Raw genomic sequence first — 20125 nt, forward strand, 5'->3', positions numbered from 1 at the left:
GTCTCAGCTCCCTGCCCCGCCGATCCAGAGACCGGTGAACAGCGCCGCGCCGAGCACGGCGACGAAGGCGGCTGCCAGCAATTCGAGCCCGGCGATCAGGCGCGCCGAGCGCAGGCTGCCGCCGCCGGCGAATTTCAGTGCCGCGAACTTGAAGAAGACGGCGAAGGCCGCCAGCGCCCCGGTGGTGATCGCCGTGCCCAAGGCCATGGCGAAGGTCGCGGCGATGCCGGCCCAGAACAGCCCCTGCGCATTGGCGAAGACGAGGATGATCAGCGCCCCCGCGCAGGGCCGTGCACCGGCCGCGACCACGACGCCGGCCATGTCGCGCCAGCCGACGAGCCGCGAGACCTGCTCGGCATCGGGCATATGGACATGGTCGCAGGCCGCAGGATCATGCGCCCCGCCGCCCTCCAGCCGGACCAGAGCGCCCGACTTTCGCCAGAGCATCAAGAGCCCGACCAGCGCGACCAGCAGGAAGCTGCCCTGCTCGATCACGGTGGTCGCGGCATTCATCTGCATCGCAGTCACACGCAGCAGCAGCGTCGCGACCGTCACGATCGCGATCGCGACCAGCGCCTGCAGGAGTGCGGCGGCGAAGCTCAGTCCCAGGCCGCGCTTCAGGCTGCGGTTGTCGGCGACGATATAGCCGGAGATCACCGCCTTGCCGTGGCCGGGCCCGGCCGCATGGAAGACGCCATAGCCGAAGGAAAGTCCGAGCAGGCCCCAGAGCGCAGCCGGCGCCGTCGCGATCGCCTTCAGCGTCGCCGTCAATTCACGATAGAAGCTCGACTGCCAGGCGATCAGCACCGCCCCGAAGCCGGTGGTGGACGGCAGCGCCTCGCGCGGCAAAGCCGTGCCGAAGGGATTGCGCGGCGGAGGCGGCGGAGGTGGGCTCACGCTCGCGAGCAGCAGGGCGAGCAGCGCAACCACGCCCCCGACCAGCAACAGCGCCAGCGCACAGGCGATCAGACGCCGCGACAGCGTCGCAGCGGCCGGACGCGCTGTCTCGGCCGATGTCACGGACATGCCACCAGCGCCCGTGTCGTCACCTCGAGCCCACTGACATCGGGCGTCGCGGTGATATCGGCCTCGGCGAGGCGCTTCTGGGTGGCGTCGTCGAGCTTCGGCGGGCGATTGACGCGCACGACGCAGCCCTGCGGCGCACCCTTGGTCACGACCGCATCGGGCGCGTCGACGATGTCGAAGGCGACGAAATAGGTGGGGTCGCCGATCTCGATGCCGAAGGAGCGCGCCTTCGCCGGGGTCTTCAGCGGCAGCGTGAAGACCAACGTCAGCACCTTGTCGGCGTAGGACATGACCTGCTCGCCGGGCGTGCCGAATTCCTGCTTGCGGCCGTTGAGCTTGGCGGCGGTGAAGAACTCGACATCGGGCAGTGATTCGACATTGATCTTGGCGAGTTCGGCCAGCTCGTCCGAGGTCAGCTTGCCGTCGCCGTTCTTGTCGAGGCCTTGGGTGATATAGGCCGAATAGGCCTCATCGAAGCTCCAATGGTGCCGGATCGCCTGCACCGATCCGTCGGCCGTGAAGACGATTTCCGCCTTGGCATTGACGAAGACATGCGGATGCGCTGCCGCCGGCCCGGCCGCGATGGCTGCCAGCAGGAGCCCGAAAAGGGCCGTAAGATGCGCGCGTCGCGTCAAAGGCGAACCCTCCGTGATCCCCGTGGGTCTGCGTGGATCATGGTTAAGCGATCGTCAACGGGCGCTTCGTCACGCCTGATCGCTGCGACAGCCATCCCTGCCAAACGGGGCCAAATCGCGGCGCTCCTCCCGTGGCGCACAGCGGCCGTTCCCGCAAACCGCTGGACCCCGCCTCGAAAACTGGAATGATACCAGATCAATTGACCGCCTCCGGTCGATATGTCAGCCTTGCTGACATATTCGCCGCGGAGACGGCAAAGCATGAGGCCGGGACTACCGGCCCGTCGGCGGGAACGACGATCCGGGAGGCCGAACATGGCCGAGACACCACGGAAATCCGACACCGAGGCGGGCGCGCTGCGCCAAGCCGGACTGCGCGAGGTCGCGCTCGACGACAAATACGATCTCGGCAAGCGCGAGGTCTTTCTCACCGGCACACAGGCCGTCGCTCGCATGCTGCTGATGCAGCGCGAGCGCGACCGGCAGGCCGGGCTCGATACGGCGGGCTTCGTCTCCGGCTATCGCGGCTCCCCGCTCGGCGGGCTCGACCAGCAATTGATGCGAGCGTCCAAGCCCCTCAAGACCGCGAACATCGTCTTCCAGCCGGGCCTCAACGAGGACCTCGCCGCGACCGCGATCTGGGGCACGCAGCAAGCGGGCCTGAGCGGCGAGGGCAAGCATGATGGCGTCTTCGCGCTCTGGTACGGCAAGGGGCCGGGCGTCGACCGCTCCGGCGACGTCTTCCGCCACGGCAACATGGCCGGCACCGATCCCAAGGGCGGTGTGATCTGCCTGATGGGCGACGACCATACAGCGGAATCCTCGACCAACGCCCACCAGACCGAATTCGTGCTGGTCGACCGGATGATGCCGATCCTCAACCCGGCCGGCGTGCAGGAGATCATCGATTACGGCCTGCACGGCATCGCGCTCTCGCGCTTCGCCTCGGTCTGGGTCGGCATCAAATGCGTCAAGGACAACATCGAGTCGACCGCCTCTATCGATGGCTCGCTCGACCGCGTCGCCATCGTCACGCCCGCTGATTACACCCCGCCACCCGGCGGCCTCGCAATCCGCCGCGAGCTCGATTTCGTCGAGCAGGAACGCCGGATGCATCTCTACAAGCGCGATGCGATGCTGGCCTATCTGCGCGCCAACAAACTGAACCGCACCGTGACCCAGGGCGGCAAGACGCCGCGCATCGGCATCGCGACCGTCGGCAAATCCTATCTCGACGTGCAGCAGGCACTGGCAGATCTCGGCATCGACGAGGTCCGCGCCAACGATCTGGGCATCCGCCTGTTCAAGCTCGCCTGCCCCTGGCCGATCGACCCGGCCGAGTTGAAGGCCTTCGCCAAAGGACTCGACCTGATCATGGTGGTCGAGGAGAAACGCTCGCTGATCGAGGTCCAGGTCCGCGAGGAGCTTTACGGCGCCAAACACCAGCCGATGGTGATCGGCAAGAAGGATGAGAAAGGCGAGTGGCTCTTCCCCGTCCATGGCGCGCTCGACCCCAACGATATCGCCATCGCGCTCGCCGGCCGCCTGCTGCAATACCGCGACGACCCTGCCTTGCGTGCCCGGCTGGAGGAGATCGCCGCGGCGCAGGGACGCCTCGCCGAGGCGCAGGAAATCGCCAGGCGCACGCCCTATTTCTGCTCGGGCTGCCCGCATAATTCCTCGACAATCGTGCCCGAGGGCTCGCGCGCCTATGCCGGCATCGGCTGCCATTACATGGTGCAGTGGATGGACCGCGACACCGCCGGCTTCACCCAGATGGGTGGCGAAGGTGCGAACTGGGTCGGCGAAGCCCCGTTCTCGAAGCGCGGCCATGTCTTCCAGAATCTCGGCGACGGCACCTATACCCATTCCGGCTCGCTCGCGATTCGCTGGGCCGTCGCGAGTGGCGTCACCCTGACCTACAAGCTGCTCTACAACGACGCCGTCGCCATGACCGGCGGCCAGCAGGCCGAGGGCCATCTCTCGCCCGACCAGATGGCAAGGCAGGTCGCGGCCGAGGGCGTGCAGCGCATCGCCGTCGTCAGCGACGATCCCGGCAAATATCCGCCGGGCACACAATGGCCGGCCGGCACGACGCTGCACCATCGCGACGAGCTCGACGCCGTCCAGCGCGAACTCGCCGGAACCTCCGGCGTCTCGCTCCTGCTCTACGACCAGACCTGTGCCACCGAGAAGCGCCGCCGGCGCAAGCGCGGGGCCTATCCCGATCCGGACAAGCGCGTGATCGTCAACGAGCTGGTCTGCGAGGGCTGCGGCGATTGCGGCGTGCAGTCGAACTGCGTCTCGGTCCAGCCGCTGGAGACCGAATTCGGCCGCAAGCGCCAGATCGACCAGTCGAACTGCAACAAGGACTTTTCCTGCGTGAAGGGCTTCTGCCCGTCCTTCGTCACCGTGCATGGAGCGAAGCCGAAGAAGGCCGATCCACTCCGGCTCGATGCCTCGGCACTCGGCGAAGCCGAACTGCCCGAGCCCATCGTTCCGGCGCTCGACCGCAGCTTCGCGGTGATCGTCACCGGCGTCGGCGGCACCGGCGTCGTCACCATCGGTGCGATCCTCGGCATGGCCGCGCATCTCGAAGGCAAGGGCTGCGGCATGATCGACATGGCCGGCCTCGCCCAGAAGGGCGGCGCCGTCTTCAGCCATGTCAAGCTCGCGCCGCATCCGGACGACATCCACGCCATCCGCGTTACCGCCGGGCAGGCCGATCTCGTGCTCGGCTGCGATCTCACCGTCACCGGCTCGAAGAAGGTGCTCGGCGCGATCCGGCCCGAGCACGGCACCGTCATCGTCAACACGGCCGAGAGCCTGCCCGGCGATTTCACCCGCAATGCCGATTTCTCCCTGCCGACCGAGCGCCTGAAACGCGCGATCCTGTCGGCCGCCGGCCGCGAGCAGACGCATTTCCTAGACGCGACGGCAGCAGCGGTCGCCTTCCTCGGCAATGCCATCGCGGCCAACATGTTCATGCTCGGCCATGCCTGGCAGCTCGGCGCCGTCCCGCTTTCGCGCGAGGCCCTGCTCAAGGCGATCGAGCTCAACGGCGAAGCCGTCGCCATGAACCGGCAGGCCTTCGAACTCGGCCGCCGCGCCGCGCATGATCCGGAGGGGCTCGCCGGGCTGCTCTCGCAGAGCAAGGCGGCGACGCCGGCCCGCCAGATCTCGCAGACGCTGGAGGAGATCATCGAGCGCCGCGTCGCCTTCCTCACCGCCTATCAGAATGCGGCCTATGCGGCGCGCTACCGTCATCTCGTTGCCCGCGCCCAAACGCGGGAGGCGGCAGTGATGCCGGGCCAGACCTCGCTCAGCGAGGCCGTCGCCCGCAACCTCTTCAAGCTGATGGCCTACAAGGACGAGTACGAGGTTGCCCGGCTCTACAGCGACGGCGCCTTCCGCAAGCAGGTCGCCGCGACCTTCGAGGTCGAGGGCAGCGAGGAGAAGCCGCTGCGCTACGAATTCCATCTCGCCCCGCCACTGCTGGCCCGGCGCGATCCGAACACCGGCCTGCCGCGCAAGATCAGCTTCGGCCCCTGGATGATGGGCGCCTTCTCGGTGCTGGCGAAGCTCAAGGGCCTGCGTGGGACGGCTTTCGACCTCTTCGGCTATACCGAAGAGCGCCGTACCGAGCGCCGGCTGATCGCGGATTACGACGTGCTGCTGAACGAATTGCTGACCCGGCTCACGCCCGAGAACCATGCGCTTTGCGTGGCATTGGCCGCGATTCCGGAGAAAATCCGCGGCTTCGGCCACGTCAAGGAGCGGCATCTCAAGGCGGCGAAGGCTGAGGAGGCGATGCTGCTTGGGCAGTTGCGCGAGGGTGGCTCTGACGCCGCGTTGCCGCAGGCTGCCGAATGAGGCAAGGAGCTTTCAGCGCCTCTTTGGTTCAACTTGAGTCCGATTGCCACCGCACGCCATATTGAGCCGACAGCCGGCTTCAAGGATTGCTTGTGATCACCCCCGAGGAACTGCGCGCCATCGCCTCTTGGTCCCATGATCTTTCCGAGGCGGAATTCGAGGAGGCGCGGCGCGGCATCTCCTTCAAGAGCTATGGCAAGGGCGCCTCGATCTGCCATGTCGGCGACCGGCTGGAATCCTGGACCGGCGTCGCGGACGGACTGGTCAAGATGGCAACCACCTCGAAATCCGGCAAGACGGCGACCCTCGCCGGGCTGCGCGCCGGCGCCTGGTTCGGCGAGGGCACCGTGATCAAGGCCGAGGCGCGCCGCTACGAGCTGGTGGCGCTGCGCGAGTCGCGGATTGCTTTGATGCGGCGCTCGACCTTTCTCTGGCTGTTCGAGCATTCGGCCGCCTTCAACCGCTTCCTTGTCCACCAGTTCAACGAGCGCCTCGCCCAGTTCATCTCGCTGGCCGAGACCGAGCGCACGCTCGATTCCACCGGGCGCCTCGCCCGCAATCTCGCCTGGCTGTTCAATCCGATCCTCTATCCCGATCTCGGCCGCACGCTGGCGATCTCGCAGGAGGAGCTCGGCATGCTCGCCGGCATCTCGCGCCAGATGGCCAATCAGGGACTGGCGAAGCTCGCCGATCTCGGCCTGATCGAGCTCGGCCATGGCAGCGTCACCATCCGCGACCTCGACCGGCTCGCCCGCTACGAAGGGTGAAAAGCCGCCAACGGCACCAAATCGCCTTTCGCGCGTTGCTTATTCCGAACAGCCAATGGCTGAGAAAGGAACCGCTGCGATGTTTGGCCTCCTCGACCTGTTCTCGAAACGGGTCACCGACCAGCTCACCGAATATGCCGCCGTCCAGTCGGATATCGCCCGTCGCCTCTGGGGCAATTGGCTCGATCCGTTCCAGGCATGCCAGCCGGTGAAAATCCGCAATGACCGGCGAAGCACCGATCCGCGAGCTGGTGGGCGCCGCTAGTTTCGGATGACCGCCATCGCATCTCGAACAGCCCGCCATTCCCCGGATGGCGGGCTTTCGCCATGACGATTCTCGCCGTCAGGGCGTATTACGCAGGCTCGTTGAACACCGCCTCGATCGCGTAGCCGTCGGGATCGATCACGAAGGCGGCGTAGTAATGCGGCCCGTAGTGAGGACGCAGTCCGGGTGCGCCATTGTCGCGCCCGCCATGCCGAAGCGCTGCCTCATGGAATCTGTCGACCGCTGCGCGATCGGGCGCGGCAAAGGCGAGGTGGAAGCCCGGCCCCGGCGGCCGCTGCCCCTCCGGCTTGAGCTTCAGCGCCAGCTTGTCGCCTCCGCCCGGCCAGCCGTAGCCGACCGCCTGCCCGGTCTCGCCGGGCCGCAGGTCCGACCAGACCCGGACATAGCCGAGCGGCGCCAGCACCGCGTCGTAGAAGGCGCAGGCACGCTCGATACCGGCAACGCCGAAAGACAGATGATGAAGCATGAGTCTGTCCGCCACCGTCGCAGGCACGGTTCCGCCCGCCGATTCAATCGGCCGAATTCGTGAGGAAAATCAGGGCCGAAGCAAAAGCGGACGCAACACATCTGCGTGAGAAGCAAACTTCGGCGGGACGATAATCACCAAAAGGCGAATTGTCTGTCAAGCGGGTCCTTGCGAAGATGATGGCCGCCTGCAAGTCTTGCATGAGAACGAGGCCGGAAACCGGCCCGCGGAAGTCGCCACGACGCATGGCGGCTCGACAGGGAGAACGCAATCGTGGCAAGCGGCACCGCCGGCGAGGCGGATACCTTTCCGAAATTGCTGTTGCGCAATGCAAGGGAGCGCGCCTCGCGCGTCGCCTTCCGCCACAAGGACCTGGGCATCTGGCAGTCCTGGAACTGGGCCGAGGTCGCGACCCATGTCCGCGATTTCGCCGAGGGCTTGCGGCAGCTCGGCCTGAAGCGCGGCGAGAAGGTCGCGATCATCGGCCAGAACCGGCCGAAGCTCTACTGGTCGATGTGCGCGGCGCAGTGGCTCGGCGCGATTCCCGTGCCTGTCTATGCCGACGGCGTGGCCGAGGAGATGGCCTATGTCCTCGACCATGCCGAGGCGGTCATCGCCGTGGTGCAGGACCAGGAGCAGGTCGACAAGCTGCTCTCGATCACCGAGCGCCTGCCGCATCTCAGGCACATGCTCTATGACGAGCCCCGGGGCCTGCGCGACTACGACCACAGCAAGCTCCACGCCATCGAGACGGTGATCGAGGCCGGCGCCAAGGCGCTGAAGGACCCGCAGATCGAGGCCGCGCTGGCCCGCGAGATGGAACAGGGGCAAGGCTCCGATCTCGGCATCATCCTCTATACCTCCGGCACGACCGGACGGCCCAAGGGCGTGATGCTCAGCCATTTCAACGTCCTGATCGCCGCCGAGATCGGCTGCGGCTTCGACGGGCTGAACGAGACCGACGAGGTCATAGCCTATCTGCCGATCGCCTGGGTCGGCGACCATGTGTTTTCCTATGCGCAGGCGATGCTGGCGGGCTTCTGCGTCAATTGCCCGGAAAGCCCGGACACGGTGATCGACGACCGCCGCGAGGTCGGCACCACCTATGCCTTCGCCCCGCCGCGCGTCTTCGAGAACATGCTGACCGTGACCATGGTGCGCATGGAGGATGCCGGCGCGCTCAAGCGGAAGATGTTCCACTATTTCCTCGACGTCGCGAAGCGCTATGGCGAGCAGATCCTGAACGGCGAGAGCGTGCCGCTGAAAGGCCGCCTGCTCTACAAGCTCGGCGACATGCTGGTCTACGGACCCCTGCGCAACCGCTTCGGCCTGACCAATATCAAGGTCGGCTACACCGCCGGCGAGGCGATCGGCCCCGAGCTCTTCCGCTTCTACCGCTCGATCGGCATCAACCTGAAGCAGCTCTACGGCCAGACCGAGGCCGGGGTCTACATCACCATGCAGCCCAACGGCGAGATCAAGGCCGACACCGTCGGCAAGCCCGCGCCGATGGTCGATATCCGCATCGACGACAATGGCGAGGTGCTCTACCGCTCGCCCTCGATCTTCGGCGGCTATTACAAGGACCCCGACAAGACCGCGGAGACGATGACCGCCGACGGCTATGTCCGCTCCGGCGATGCCGGCTTCTTCGACGACGGCGGCCACCTCAAGATCATCGACCGCGCCAAGGATGTCGGGAAGCTCAACAGCGGCGACCTCTTCCCGCCGAAATACATCGAGAACAAGCTCAAGTTCTATCCCAACATCAAGGAGGTCGTGGCTTTCGGCCAGGGCCGCGACTATGCCACCGTCGCGCTCAATATCGACCTCATCGCCGTCGGCAACTGGGCCGAGCGCAACAATGTGGTCTACGCCTCCTATCAGGAGCTCGCCGGCCACGATCTCGTCTACGACATGATCGCCAAGCATGTCGACGAGGTGAACCGCTCGCTCGCCTCCGAGCCGATGATGGGCGGCGCCCAGATCAAGCGCTTCCTGATCCTGCACAAGGAGCTCGACGCCGACGACGGCGAGCTCACCCGCACCCAGAAGGTTCGCCGCGGCTTCATCGCCGAGCGCTACGCCCCGCTGGTCACCGCACTCTATGACGGCTCGGACGCCGCCGACATCTCGACGGAAGTCACCTTCGAGGATGGCCGCAAGGGCGTGATCTCGGCCCGCGTCAAGGTGCGCGACGCCAGGATCTATCCCGTCACGGTCGAGGGGGCGCCGTCCGCGGCGAAGGCGGCATGAACGCGGAACCGATCAACGTGACCGGCGTGCCCGTCCGCGACAAGGGCGAGGTCCTGCTCTCGGTCGAGAACATCTCGCTGCGCTTCGGCGGCGTGAAGGCGATCACCGACGTCTCCTTCGACATCCGCAAGGGCGAGATCCGCGCTATCATCGGCCCCAACGGTGCCGGCAAGACCTCGATGCTGAACTGCATCAACGGCTTCTACCAGCCGCAGGAAGGCCAGATCGTCTTCAAGGGCGAGCGCCGCGCCAAGATGCGCCCGCATCGCGCCGCCGCCGGCGGCATCGCCCGCACCTTCCAGAACGTCGCGCTGTTCAAGGGCATGTCGACGCTCGACAACATCATGACCGGCCGCACGCTCAAGATGAAGAAGGGCTTCTTCTGGCAGGCCCTGCGCCACGGCCCGGCGATGCAGGAGGAGATCGCGCATCGCCGCGTCGTCGAGGACATCATCGACTTCCTGCAGATCGAGCACATCCGCAAATTGCCTGTCGGCAAGCTGCCCTACGGCCTGCAGAAGCGCGTCGAGCTTGGCCGCGCGCTCGCCATGGAGCCGGAGCTGCTGCTGCTCGACGAGCCGATGGCCGGCATGAACCTCGAGGAGAAGGAAGACATGTGCCGCTTCATCCTCGACGTGAACAACCAGTTCGGCACCACCATTGCGTTGATCGAGCACGACATGGGCGTGGTGATGGACCTCTCCGACCGGGTCGTCGTGCTCGAATACGGCCGCAAGATCGCCGACGGCACGCCTGACGAGGTCAAGGCGAACCAGAAGGTCATCGACGCCTATCTCGGCGTGGCGCATTGAGGAGCGTGGAGACATGAGCGACATCGCCACCCGCCCCGCCCCGAACCTCCTCGCCAACCCGCTGGTCAAGGCCGGCCTGATCTTCGCCGCCGTCATAGCGGCGCTCGCGATCGGAGTCCGGCTCGACCCGACCAACACGCTCTATGCGATCTTCGTCGACCCGTTCCAGCAGATGGCGCAGGCGCCGGACCTGCTGGTGCAGACCGTCTGGGAGGGGCTCGTCTCCGGCGTGCTCTATGCGCTCATCGCGCTCGGCTTCGTGCTGATCTTCAAGGCCTCGGGCGTGTTCAACTTCGCCCAGGGCATCATGGTGGTGTTCGCGGCGCTGACCCTGGTCGGCCTCTACGAGAAGGGCGTACCGGCCTTCCTCGCGGTCATCCTGACGCTCGGCGTGATGTTCGCGCTCGCCGTCACCATCGAGCGCGTGGTGCTGCGCCCGCTGGTCAACCAGCCCGACATCATCCTGTTCATGGCGACCTTCGGCATCACCTATTTCCTGATCGGCTTCGGCGAAGCCCTCTTCGGCGGCAATCCCAAGCAGATGATCGCCGAGCAGCTGTACCTGCCGAAAGGCGCGGTCGACCTGCAGATCCTGGGTGGGCTGGTCTCGCTCCAGAAGATCGATATCGCCGCCGCCCTCATCGCCTCGCTGATGATTGCCGCGCTCGCCGCCTTCTTCCAGTACACCCGCATCGGCCGCGCGCTCCGAGCCGTCGCCGACAGCCACAAGGCGGCGCTCTCGGTCGGCATCTCGCTCAACCAGATCTGGGTGATCGTCTGGTTCACCGCCGGCATCGTCGCGCTGATCACCGGCATCATGTGGGGCGCCCGCTCGGACGTGTCCTTCGCGCTGGAGATCGTGGCGCTCAAGGCCCTGCCGGTGCTGATCCTCGGCGGCTTCACCTCGATCCCCGGCGCCATCGTCGGCGGCCTGATCATCGGCATCGGCGAGAAGCTCGGTGAGTTCTACTGGGGCCCGCTGATCGGCGGCGGCATCGAGAGCTGGCTCGCCTATTTCATCGCCCTCGGCTTCCTGCTGTTCCGGCCGCAGGGCCTGTTCGGCGACAAGATCATCGAACGTATCTGAGGAGCCGGACGACATGCTCTACCGCGAGGCCGGCCAATACAAATCCACCTATTCCGCCGACATGGCGGTCTTCCCCCTCAGGGAAGACCGGATCGGCATCGCCGTCATCTTAGGCATCGCGCTGGTCGCCATCCCCTTCCTGGGCAGCGACTTCTTCATCGCCTCGGTGATGATCCCGTTCCTGATCTTCTCGCTGGCGGCGGTCGGGCTCAACATCCTCACCGGCTATACCGGGCTGATCTCGCTCGGCACCGCCGCCTTCATGGGTGTCGGCGCCTATAGCTGCTACAAGCTCACCACGATCTTCCCGGGCGTGAACATCATCGTGCTGATCCTGGTCTCGGGCCTGTTCTCGGCCGGCATCGGCGTGCTTTTCGGCCTGCCCTCGCTGCGCATCAAGGGCTTCTACCTGGCAGTCGCGACGCTCGCCGCGCAGTTCTTCCTGCAATGGGCTTTCGTGCGCGTGCCCTGGCTGTTCAACTACAACGCCTCGGGCGCGATCGAGGTGCCGCAGCGCACGCTCTTCGACATCCCCCTGACGGGTGCGTCCGCGACCCCGGAGACCCGCTATTTCGTCTGCCTCGGCCTCGTCGTGGTGCTGACCTGGTTCGCCTCCAACATCGTCCACGGCAAGCTCGGCCGCTCCTGGATGGCGGTGCGCGACATGGATATCGCCGCCGAGCTGATGGGTATCAAGCTGCTCAATGCCAAGCTCGCCGCCTTCGCCGTCTCCTCCTATTTCTGCGGCGTCGCCGGCGCGATGATGATCTTCCTCTGGTACGGCGGCGGCGAGGCTGCGGACGTGTTCTCGATCCGCCTCTCCTTCAACATCCTGTTCATGGTCATCATCGGAGGGCTGGGCTCGCTGATCGGCTCCTTCTTCGGCGCGGCCTTCCTCTCGATCCTGCCGACGGCGCTGAAATTCGGCCTGCCGGCGCTCGGCATCCCGATCCAGGGTGCGGCGGCCGAACATGTCACCTTCATGCTGGTCGGCGCACTGATCATCATCTTCCTGATCGTCGAGCCGCACGGCCTCGCCAGGCTCTGGCAGATCGGGAAGCAGAAATTGCGGACGTGGCCCTTCCCGTACTGACGCGGGAGAGAGCCCAAGAAACGACCGGCACGACAGAAGCGCCGGCGAAAACAAGACGGGACCGGCTGGAACCGGCCCGGAGGAAACGAACGGAGGAAGTCCATGAAGACCAGCAATCTGTTGAAGGGTGCAGCCCTCGGGGCCCTGTTCGCCGCCGGTGCGCTCGCCCCGGCCCTGGCGCAGGACAGCGTCTATTTCGCCAACAACGCCTATCGCACCGGCCCGTTCTCGGGCTCGGGCATCCCGATCGGCGACGGCATGCGCGACTACATCACGATGATCAACGAGCGCGACGGCGGCGTGAACGGCGTCAAGGTCATCTATGAGGAATGCGAGACCGGCTACGACACCAAGAAGTCGATCGAGTGCTACGAGCAGGCCAAGTCGAAGAACACCATCGTCTACTCGCCCTGGTCGACCGGCGCGACGCTGGCCGCGATCCCGCGCGCTCATGTCGACAAGATCCCGATCCTGTCGATGGCCTACGGCCTGTCCTCCTCGGCCGACGGCACGAATTTCCCGTGGGTCTTCATCCCGCCCTTCACCTATTGGGACGGCGCCTCCGTCATGGTGAAGCACATGGCGGCCGAGCTCGGCGGCATGGACAAGCTCAAGGGCAAGAAGCTCGGCCTGATCCATCTCGACGCGCCCTTCGGCAAGGAGCCGATCCCGGTCCTCGAGAACCTCGCCAAGAAATACGGCTTCGAGCTCAAGCTCTATCCGGTGGCCGCCGCCGACATGCAGAACCAGGGCTCGCTCTGGCTCTCGATCCGCCGCGACCGGCCGGACTTCCTCTACAACCAGGGCTGGGGTGCGATGAACCCGACCGCGGTCAAGGAAGCGGCCAAGAACAACTTCCCGATGAACAAGCTGGTCGGCGTCTGGTGGGCCGGTGGCGATGACGACGCCCGCGCCGGCGGCGAGCAGGCCAAGGGCTACAAGTCGCTGAGTTGGACGCTCGCCGGCACCGAGGCGCCCGCCATGCAGGACATCCTCAAATACGTGGTCGACAAGGGCAAGAGCACGACGCCGAAGGAGAAGGTCGGCGAAGCGCTCTACAACCGCGGCGTCTACAACGCGATGCTCGTCGTCGAGGCCGTGCGCAACGCGCAGAAGCTGACCGGCAAGAAGGTGATCACCGCCGAGGACATGCGCCGCGGCCTGGAATCCCTCAATCTCACCGAGGCGCGCCTCAAGGAGATCGGGCTTGGCGGCTTCGTCACGCCGACCACGATCTCCTGCACCGACCATTCCGGCCACAGCAAGATGTTCGTCTCGGAATGGGACGGCACCAAGTGGACCAAGAAGGGCGACTGGGTCGAGCCTCTGAAGGACGAGGTCCGGCCGCTGATCGAGGCCAACGCCAAGGACTATATCGAGAAGGCCGGCAATTGGCCGAAGCGCACCGAGCCCTGCGAAAAGTCGTCCTGATCTGACGGCAGCCGGCGGCGGCTCCCCCGCCGCCGGCACCCCATCGATACCGATTGTCCGGGAGAGGCCGATGTCGACCGCCACCCTCGAAAAGCAGGCCGCCGCGACCGCGAGCGACACCATCCTGTCGCTCAACAATATCGAGGTCATCTACGACCATGTCGTGCTGGTGCTGAAGGGCGTCTCGCTCACCGTGCCGCGCCAGGGCATCGTCGCGATCCTCGGTGCCAACGGCGCCGGCAAGACCACGACGCTGAAGGCGATCTCCAACCTGCTCAAGGCCGAGCGCGGCGAGGTCACCAAGGGCTCGATCGTCTTCGACGGCGAGCGTGTCGACAAGATGTCCCCGAACGAGCTGGTCCGGCGCGGCTGCATTCAGGTCATGGAAGGCCGGCACTGCTTCGGCCATCTCTCGATCGAGGAAAACCTGCTGACCGGCGCCTTCACCCGCCGCGACGGCAATGCCGCGATCAAGCGCGACCTCGAGAAGATCTACACCCTGTTTCCGCGCCTGAAACAGCGTCGCTCATCGCAAGCCGGCTACACCTCCGGCGGCGAGCAGCAGATGTGCGCCATCGGCCGGGCGATGATGTCGAACCCCAAGATGATCCTGCTCGACGAGCCCTCGATGGGCCTCGCCCCGCAGATCGTCGAGGAGATCTTCGAGATCGTCCGGGGGCTCAACGCCGACGAGGGTGTCTCCTTCCTCGTCGCCGAGCAGAACACCAATATGGCGCTGCGTTACGCCACCTATGGCTACATCATGGAGACCGGCCGCGTCGTCATGGACGGCGAGGCCAAGATGCTGCGCGAGAATGAGGACGTGAAGGAATTCTATCTCGGCGTCGCCGAGGGCAACAAGAAGTCCTTTCGCGAAGTGAAAAGCTACAAGCGCCGCAAGCGCTGGCTGTCGTGAACGCACGATCCGGCACCGCACCCGACAGACGAGACCCCGCCATGACAGAGCACCACGACGCGCTCGAAACCCGTTCGCCTGCCGCGCGCGAGGCCGACCTCTTCGCAAGGCTGCCGGCGGTGCTGGCAGCAGCCCTGAAAGCGCCGGCCTATGCCGAACGGCTCGCCGGCATCGACCCCGATGCAATCACTGACCGCAAGGCACTGACCGGCCTGCCCATCCTGCGCAAGGCGGAACTCCCGGCCCTTCAGAAGGCGGCCCTGCCCTTCGGCGGCTTCGTCTCGGAGGCAGCTAACTCCTTCGGTCGGCTCTTTACGTCTCCCGGTCCGATCTTCGAGCCTGAAGGCACCGCTACCGACGCCTGGGGCGCCGCACGCGGCCTCTACGCCGCCGGCTTCCGGCCGGGCGATATCGTATTGAACACGCTGAGCTATCACCTGACGCCTGGCGGCTTCATCATGGATTCCGCCGCACGCGCGGTGGGCTGCACCGTGATCCCGGCAGGTCCCGGCAATACCGAGCAGCAGATGGAGGTGATCTCCGCCTACCGCCCGAGCGCCTATGCCGGCACGCCCGACTTCCTGAAGATCCTGATCGAGGCGGCCGAGACGCGCGGCGTCGACATCTCCTCGATCAAGCGCGCGGTGGTCTCCGGCGCCGCCTTCCCGCCCTCGCTGCAGGCCTGGGTCAGGGAGCGCGGCATCGATGCCTACCAGCTCTATGCCACCGCCGATGTCGGCGTCATCGCCTATGAGACGGCGGCTCGCGAAGGCATGGTGCTGAATGAGAACCTGATCGTCGAGATCGTCCGGCCTGGCACCGGCGACCCCGTTCCCGAGGGCGAGGTCGGCGAGGTCGTGATCACCAATCTAGACCCGCATCATCCCCAGATCAGGCTCGCGGTCGGCGACCTCACCGCCATCCTGCCGGGCGCGAGCGCCTGCGGTCGCAGCAACACCCGGATCAGGGGCTGGATGGGCCGCGCCGACCAGACTGCCAAGATCAAGGGCATGTTCGTGCGGCCCGAGCAGGTCGCCGAGATCGCCAGGCGCCATGCCGAGATCGCAAAACTCCGCCTCGTCGTCGGCCGTGCCAACGAGACCGACACGATGACGCTGAAGGCCGAGATCTACGCCGAGGCCGCCGGCCTGATCGACGCGGTGTCCTCGACCTTGCAGCAAGTGACGAAGCTGAAGGGTGCGGTCGAAATCCTCCCGCTCGGCGCGCTGCCGAACGACGGCAAGGTCATCGCCGACGAACGCCCCGTGGGGTGACGCCGCGCGTCACCACGCGATCGGCTTCTCCCCCTGCTCGCCCAGCCACGCATTCGCTCGGCTGAACGGCTTCGAGCCGAAGAACCCTCGCCGCGCCGACAGCGGCGAGGGATGCGCGCTGGCGATGACCAGATGCCGGCTCTCGTCGATCAGGGGCCGCTTCGTCTGCGCTGGATTGCCCCAGAGCAGAAAGACGACATGCGACCGCTGGCGCGAGACCGCCGCGATCACCGCATCGGTCACCGCTCCCCAGCCGAGCGAGAGATGCGAACCGGCCTTGCTCGCGCCTTCCCGCACCGTCAGCGCCGTGTTGAGCAGCAAGACGCCCTGCTTCGCCCAGCGCGTCAGGTCGCCGTCCGCGGGTGTGGGCTCTCCTAGGTCTTCAGCTCGCTCCTTGTAGATATTGACGAGCGAGCGCGGCAGCGGCGGCGGGCCGACATAGGAAAAGGCGAGCCCATTGGCATGGCCCGGCGTCGGATAGGGGTCTTGGCCCAGGATGACGGCCCGGACCGCATCGAGCGGCGTCAGCGCCAGCGCGGCAAAGACCCGCTCCGGCACCGGGGCCACCACATGCCCGGCCGCCCGCTCGGCATCGACCGCCGCGCAGGCACGAGCGGCAGCCCCATCGGCAGCGAAGACCGGCAGCTCGCGCCAGCCGGCCGAATTCCCGCTCGCCAGGAAGGCTGCGAGCGCTTCAGCACATTTCACTTCAGGACCGCCCGGCCTTCGACCCTGGCATCGACCGTGCCGAGCTTGCGGACATAGACCATCACCTCATTGGCCATCAGCTTGCCGTCGGTGAGGCCGATCAGCGTCCTGCCGCGGCTCAGCGCCGTGTAGCCGTCGCCGCCCTCCAGCATGAAGTTATTGGAGGCGACGGTGTATTTGCCAGCCGGATCGATCGGCTTGCCGTCGACAGTGACGGCACCCACGCGCGAACCCTGCGGCTGCTTGAGATCGGCCTCGAATGTCAGGCCGGACACCACCGGGAAGCGCCCGGCGCCCTGCGGCGCATCGCGCAATCCGTTCTCGATCGCGTCCTTCACGTCCTTGCCGGTGATCTCGACCATCACGGTCGCATTGCCGAAGGGCAGTTCGCTCAGCACGTCACGGCGCGTCAGCTTCTGCCCGGCCGCGTATTGCTTGTTGGCGCGGATGCCGCCGGCATTGGTAATGGCGAGCTGGGCTCCGGTCGCGGAGCGGATCGCATCGGCGATCAGGTTGCCGATCGCGGTCTCCTGCGTGCGGATGACGCCGGTGCGGGAATCGAGCGGCGCGGCCAGCGTCGCGATGTCGACGTCGAGCTCCTTGGACAGCTCGCCCTCATAGCCCTTGATGATGGCGGCGACATCCGCGTCCGGCGTCGCGGCACGGGAATCATTGACACGGAAGGTCGGCGTCCACGAGACCTGCCGCGCCGCCCCCTCGCCCTTGACGCTGACGGCGATGTCGATCGCTGTGACGTAATTGCCCTCCTCGTTCGACTCGACCATCACCACCTTGCCGTCATAGGCGATGGCGAGATCGTGGTCGTGGCCGGTGAGCACGATATCGACCACGCGCGAGCGCACGATCTCGTAATCCGTCTTCCGGTCGGCATGGACGACGGCGACGAGAATATCGGCGCCCTCGCCCTTCAAAACCTTGGCCTCGCGGCGCAGCGCCTCCATGGTCGAGGAGAATTTCAGGTCGCCGGGGAAGGAAACCTGCGGGGTCGGGTCGAAGGCGGCGCCGATGACGCCGACCTTGATGCCGCCGAGCTCGAAGATCTGCGAATCCCTGTGATGCGGCAGGATGCTGCCGGCAGCATCGCGCAGGTTCGCAGCGAAGGTCGGGTAGCTCTGCGCCGCCGTCAGCTTGAGATAGTTCTCCTTGCCGAAATCGAATTCGTGGTTGCCGGGCACGAAGACGTCGATGCCCATCTTGTTCTGCATCGCAACGATATGGGCGCCCTGGTCGAAGCCCGACATCAGCGAGGGCGAGTAGCAGTCGCCGGCATGGCAGAACAGCACCGGCACGCCCTTGGCGCGCTCGGCCTTGGCGATGCCGGCCGCGCGCGCGAAACCGCCGCGGCCCTTGTCGTCGCTCATCTTGTAGATGTCGTTGAGCAGCAGCAGCGTGAAGCTCGGTGCTGGCTGCTGGGCCATCGCCACGGGCGCGGTCGCAGCGAGCGTCACTGGCGCCGCCAGGACACCGAGAGCCTTGCGGCGGGTGAGCTTCGTCATGGCAAGCGCCCCTATGTCCTGAGAACCGCTCCAGACTAGCAAGAGGAGCGAGGCGCTGACCAGAGGGGTTTCGGGCCGCCCGACGGCGGGAAGCAGTGTCGCACCCCTGCCATTCGAGGAGCTTCAAGGCTGGACGAAAGCGCGAACTCGTCTAAATCACGACGCCAAGGAGTGCACGCGTTCATGACCGCTGACATCGCCGCAGTGCCGGCCCGCGAGGCCGCTTCCCTGCCACCCGACCATCCGAAGGTACAGTACGGCCGCATCGGCGTGCTCTTGATGAATCTCGGCACGCCCGAGGGCACCGGCTATTGGCCGATGCGCGCCTATCTCAAGGAGTTCCTCTCCGACCGCCGCGTCATCGAGGAGCCCCGCTGGAAATGGTGGCCGATCCTCAACCTGATCATCCTGTCGACGCGGCCGGGCCGGAAGGGCAAGGACTACGCCTCGATCTGGAACAAGGAGCGTGACGAGGGCCCGCTCAAGACCATCACCCGCTCGCAGACCGAACAGCTCGCTGAGCGTTTGAAGCCGTTGGCCGGAGAGCGCGTCGTCTTCGACTGGGCCATGCGCTACGGCTTTCCCGATGTGCAGAGCCGCCTGAAGGCACTGCTCGATCAGGGCTGCGATCGCATCCTGCTGGTGCCGCTCTATCCGCAATATGCCGCGCCGACTTCGGCGACCGCCTGCGACCAGGCTTTTCGCGCGCTGATGCAGATGCGCTGGCAGCCTTCGGTGCGCGTCGCCCCGCCCTATCACGACGACCCCGTCTATATCGGCGCGCTCGCCCGCTCGATGCGTGCCTCGCTGGCGAAGCTCGATTTCGCGCCGGAGGTCATCCTCTGCTCCTTCCACGGCATGCCCAAGGAATACCTGCTGAAGGGCGACCCCTATTACTGCCAGTGCGTGAAGACCTGGCGCCTGCTGCGCGCCGAGCTTGGGCTCACCGAAGAGCAGTTCCCGCTGACCTTCCAGTCGCGATTCGGGCCGGACGAGTGGCTCCAGCCCTATACCGACGAGACGGTGAAGGCGCTGGCCCAGGCCGGCAGGAAATCGATGGCGATCGTCGCGCCGGGCTTCTCGGCCGATTGCCTGGAGACGCTGGAAGAACTCGACGGCGAGAACCGCGAGATCTTCCTGCACAATGGCGGCGAGAAATTCGCCTATCTGCCTTGCCTCAACGATTCTCCCGAAGGCATCGACACCATCGCCGAAGTCGTCCAGCGCGAATTGATGGGCTGGCTCTGAGCTAGCCCTCGCCTGCAACGAAGCGCGCCACGCTCTCGGCCACCGGCCGCGCCTTCAGGATGCGGCGATGGCCGAGCCCGTCGGTCGCTTCCAGCCGGACGAACGGGCCGGCCTGCTCCAACGCCTCGGCATGCGCGAAGCCCAGTTCGCGATCCTGCCGATCATGGATCACCAGCGTCTGCAACCCGATCGCCTTGAGCTGGAGCGGCCCTTCGAAAGCCTCGACCGGATTGCCGGCGACAATGTGGATGCGCCGCTCCAGCGCCGCCTGCCCGCGCCGGCCGAGACCGATCGCATGGCCGAATTGCCGGGTGATCCGGGTGATCGAGGACGGCGCCGAGATCAGCACGAGCCGATCCGCGCTGACCACCGGCTGTCCCCTGACCGAGCCCGCCAGTGCGGCCAGCGTGATCGCGCCGCCGAAGGAATGGGTGACGATCGCGTGGAATGGCCCGAACACCCGCGCGACCGCCGCAAGGCTCGCGACGCCGAGCGGAATATTGAGCTCCCGCCCCGTCGAGGCGCCATGGCCGGGCAGGTCGAAGGCGACCACTCGGAAACCCGCCGTCAGGAGCGGCTCGACGAAGCCCGTCATCGAGGCCGCATCGCCGGTCCAGCCATGGACCAGCAGCACCGTCCGGATCGGCGCCCGCTCCTCAGGCTCGAAGACATAGGCCTGCACGCTCCCGCACGGAAACGGTATCGCGCGCAAGCTCGCTTGCCGCAGCCG

At 66.3% G+C, this 20125-nt stretch carries 17 protein-coding genes; 11 read left to right on the plus strand and 6 right to left on the minus strand.

The features are described 5' to 3' along the window. Positions 1-3: 3 nt before the first annotated feature. Both FHT98_RS10765 and FHT98_RS10770 read right to left on the minus strand, forming a co-directional pair. A complete protein-coding gene (locus FHT98_RS10765) occupies positions 4-1026 on the minus strand; it encodes a nickel/cobalt transporter (RefSeq protein ID WP_142114011.1) in 1023 nt (340 codons plus the stop codon). Then, complete coding sequence (locus FHT98_RS10770; protein WP_061965942.1) at positions 1017-1661, minus strand: DUF1007 family protein; 645 nt, start codon at positions 1659-1661, stop codon at positions 1017-1019. Before FHT98_RS10770 ends, FHT98_RS10765 begins: the two co-directional genes overlap by 10 nt. A gap of 315 nt (positions 1662-1976) precedes the next feature. Between FHT98_RS10770 and FHT98_RS10775 the strand changes: the two genes are divergently transcribed. The 3 genes from FHT98_RS10775 to FHT98_RS10785 all read left to right on the plus strand — a co-directional run bounded on the left by FHT98_RS10775 (position 1977) and on the right by FHT98_RS10785 (position 6566). Continuing rightward, positions 1977-5534 (plus strand): indolepyruvate ferredoxin oxidoreductase family protein, encoded by a 3558-nt coding sequence (locus tag FHT98_RS10775; protein ID WP_142114012.1) that lies wholly within the window; start codon positions 1977-1979, stop codon positions 5532-5534. Between the two features lie 92 nt (positions 5535-5626). Beyond that, positions 5627-6301: a Crp/Fnr family transcriptional regulator gene (locus tag FHT98_RS10780; protein WP_142114013.1), complete on the plus strand. Its 675-nt coding sequence runs from the start codon at positions 5627-5629 to the stop codon at positions 6299-6301. 79 nt (positions 6302-6380) lie between these two features. Further along, positions 6381-6566, plus strand: coding sequence for a hypothetical protein (locus tag FHT98_RS10785; protein ID WP_113586842.1), 186 nt, complete (start codon positions 6381-6383; stop codon positions 6564-6566). An 88-nt stretch (positions 6567-6654) separates the two neighbouring features. Here the strand turns inward: FHT98_RS10785 and FHT98_RS10790 are convergent, their stop codons facing one another. Continuing rightward, positions 6655-7053, minus strand: a complete 399-nt coding sequence (locus FHT98_RS10790; protein ID WP_061965934.1) for a VOC family protein — start codon at positions 7051-7053, stop codon at positions 6655-6657. 270 nt (positions 7054-7323) lie between these two features. Between FHT98_RS10790 and FHT98_RS10795 the strand changes: the two genes are divergently transcribed. The 7 genes from FHT98_RS10795 (at position 7324) to FHT98_RS10825 (ending at position 15922) form a co-directional block, all read left to right on the plus strand. Next, a complete protein-coding gene (locus FHT98_RS10795) occupies positions 7324-9309 on the plus strand; it encodes an AMP-dependent synthetase/ligase (RefSeq protein ID WP_142114014.1) in 1986 nt (661 codons plus the stop codon). Beyond that, complete coding sequence (locus tag FHT98_RS10800; protein ID WP_061965930.1) at positions 9306-10121, plus strand: ABC transporter ATP-binding protein; 816 nt, start codon at positions 9306-9308, stop codon at positions 10119-10121. Before FHT98_RS10795 ends, FHT98_RS10800 begins: the two co-directional genes overlap by 4 nt. A 172-nt stretch (positions 10122-10293) precedes the next feature. Further along, positions 10294-11208 carry a branched-chain amino acid ABC transporter permease gene (locus FHT98_RS10805; protein ID WP_061966074.1) on the plus strand — a complete coding sequence of 305 codons (915 nt, stop codon included), beginning with the start codon at positions 10294-10296 and terminating at the stop codon, positions 11206-11208. 13 nt (positions 11209-11221) lie between these two features. Beyond that, a complete protein-coding gene (locus tag FHT98_RS10810) occupies positions 11222-12301 on the plus strand; it encodes a branched-chain amino acid ABC transporter permease (RefSeq protein WP_142114015.1) in 1080 nt (359 codons plus the stop codon). Between the two features lie 102 nt (positions 12302-12403). Then, complete coding sequence (locus tag FHT98_RS10815; RefSeq protein ID WP_142114016.1) at positions 12404-13732, plus strand: ABC transporter substrate-binding protein; 1329 nt, start codon at positions 12404-12406, stop codon at positions 13730-13732. A gap of 70 nt (positions 13733-13802) precedes the next feature. Further along, a complete protein-coding gene (locus FHT98_RS10820; protein WP_091861600.1) occupies positions 13803-14648 on the plus strand; it encodes an ABC transporter ATP-binding protein in 846 nt (281 codons plus the stop codon). A 41-nt stretch (positions 14649-14689) separates the two neighbouring features. Then, complete coding sequence (locus tag FHT98_RS10825) at positions 14690-15922, plus strand: phenylacetate--CoA ligase family protein (protein ID WP_142114017.1); 1233 nt, start codon at positions 14690-14692, stop codon at positions 15920-15922. Between the two features lie 9 nt (positions 15923-15931). On the opposite strand, the gene ung is transcribed toward FHT98_RS10825, so the two are convergent. Further along, positions 15932-16630, minus strand: coding sequence for a uracil-DNA glycosylase (gene ung, locus FHT98_RS10830; protein ID WP_142114018.1), 699 nt, complete (start codon positions 16628-16630; stop codon positions 15932-15934). Continuing rightward, positions 16627-18147 carry a bifunctional metallophosphatase/5'-nucleotidase gene (locus tag FHT98_RS10835; protein WP_142114019.1) on the minus strand — a complete coding sequence of 507 codons (1521 nt, stop codon included), beginning with the start codon at positions 18145-18147 and terminating at the stop codon, positions 16627-16629. The genes ung and FHT98_RS10835 overlap by 4 nt, the downstream gene beginning before the upstream one ends. Before the next feature lie 183 nt (positions 18148-18330). Here FHT98_RS10835 and hemH point away from each other — a divergent pair, with 183 nt between their 5' ends. Beyond that, on the plus strand, positions 18331-19395 hold the full coding sequence (gene hemH / locus FHT98_RS10840) for a ferrochelatase (protein ID WP_142114020.1): 1065 nt from the start codon (positions 18331-18333) through the stop codon (positions 19393-19395). Position 19396: 1 nt separating this feature from the next. Here the strand turns inward: hemH and FHT98_RS10845 are convergent, their stop codons facing one another. Continuing rightward, a complete protein-coding gene (locus FHT98_RS10845; RefSeq protein WP_185745127.1) occupies positions 19397-20077 on the minus strand; it encodes an alpha/beta fold hydrolase in 681 nt (226 codons plus the stop codon). Positions 20078-20125 lie beyond the last annotated feature (48 nt).

This window comes from Allobosea sp. AK1, assembly GCF_006714945.1.
Taxonomy (GTDB): domain Bacteria; phylum Pseudomonadota; class Alphaproteobacteria; order Rhizobiales; family Beijerinckiaceae; genus Allobosea; species Allobosea robiniae.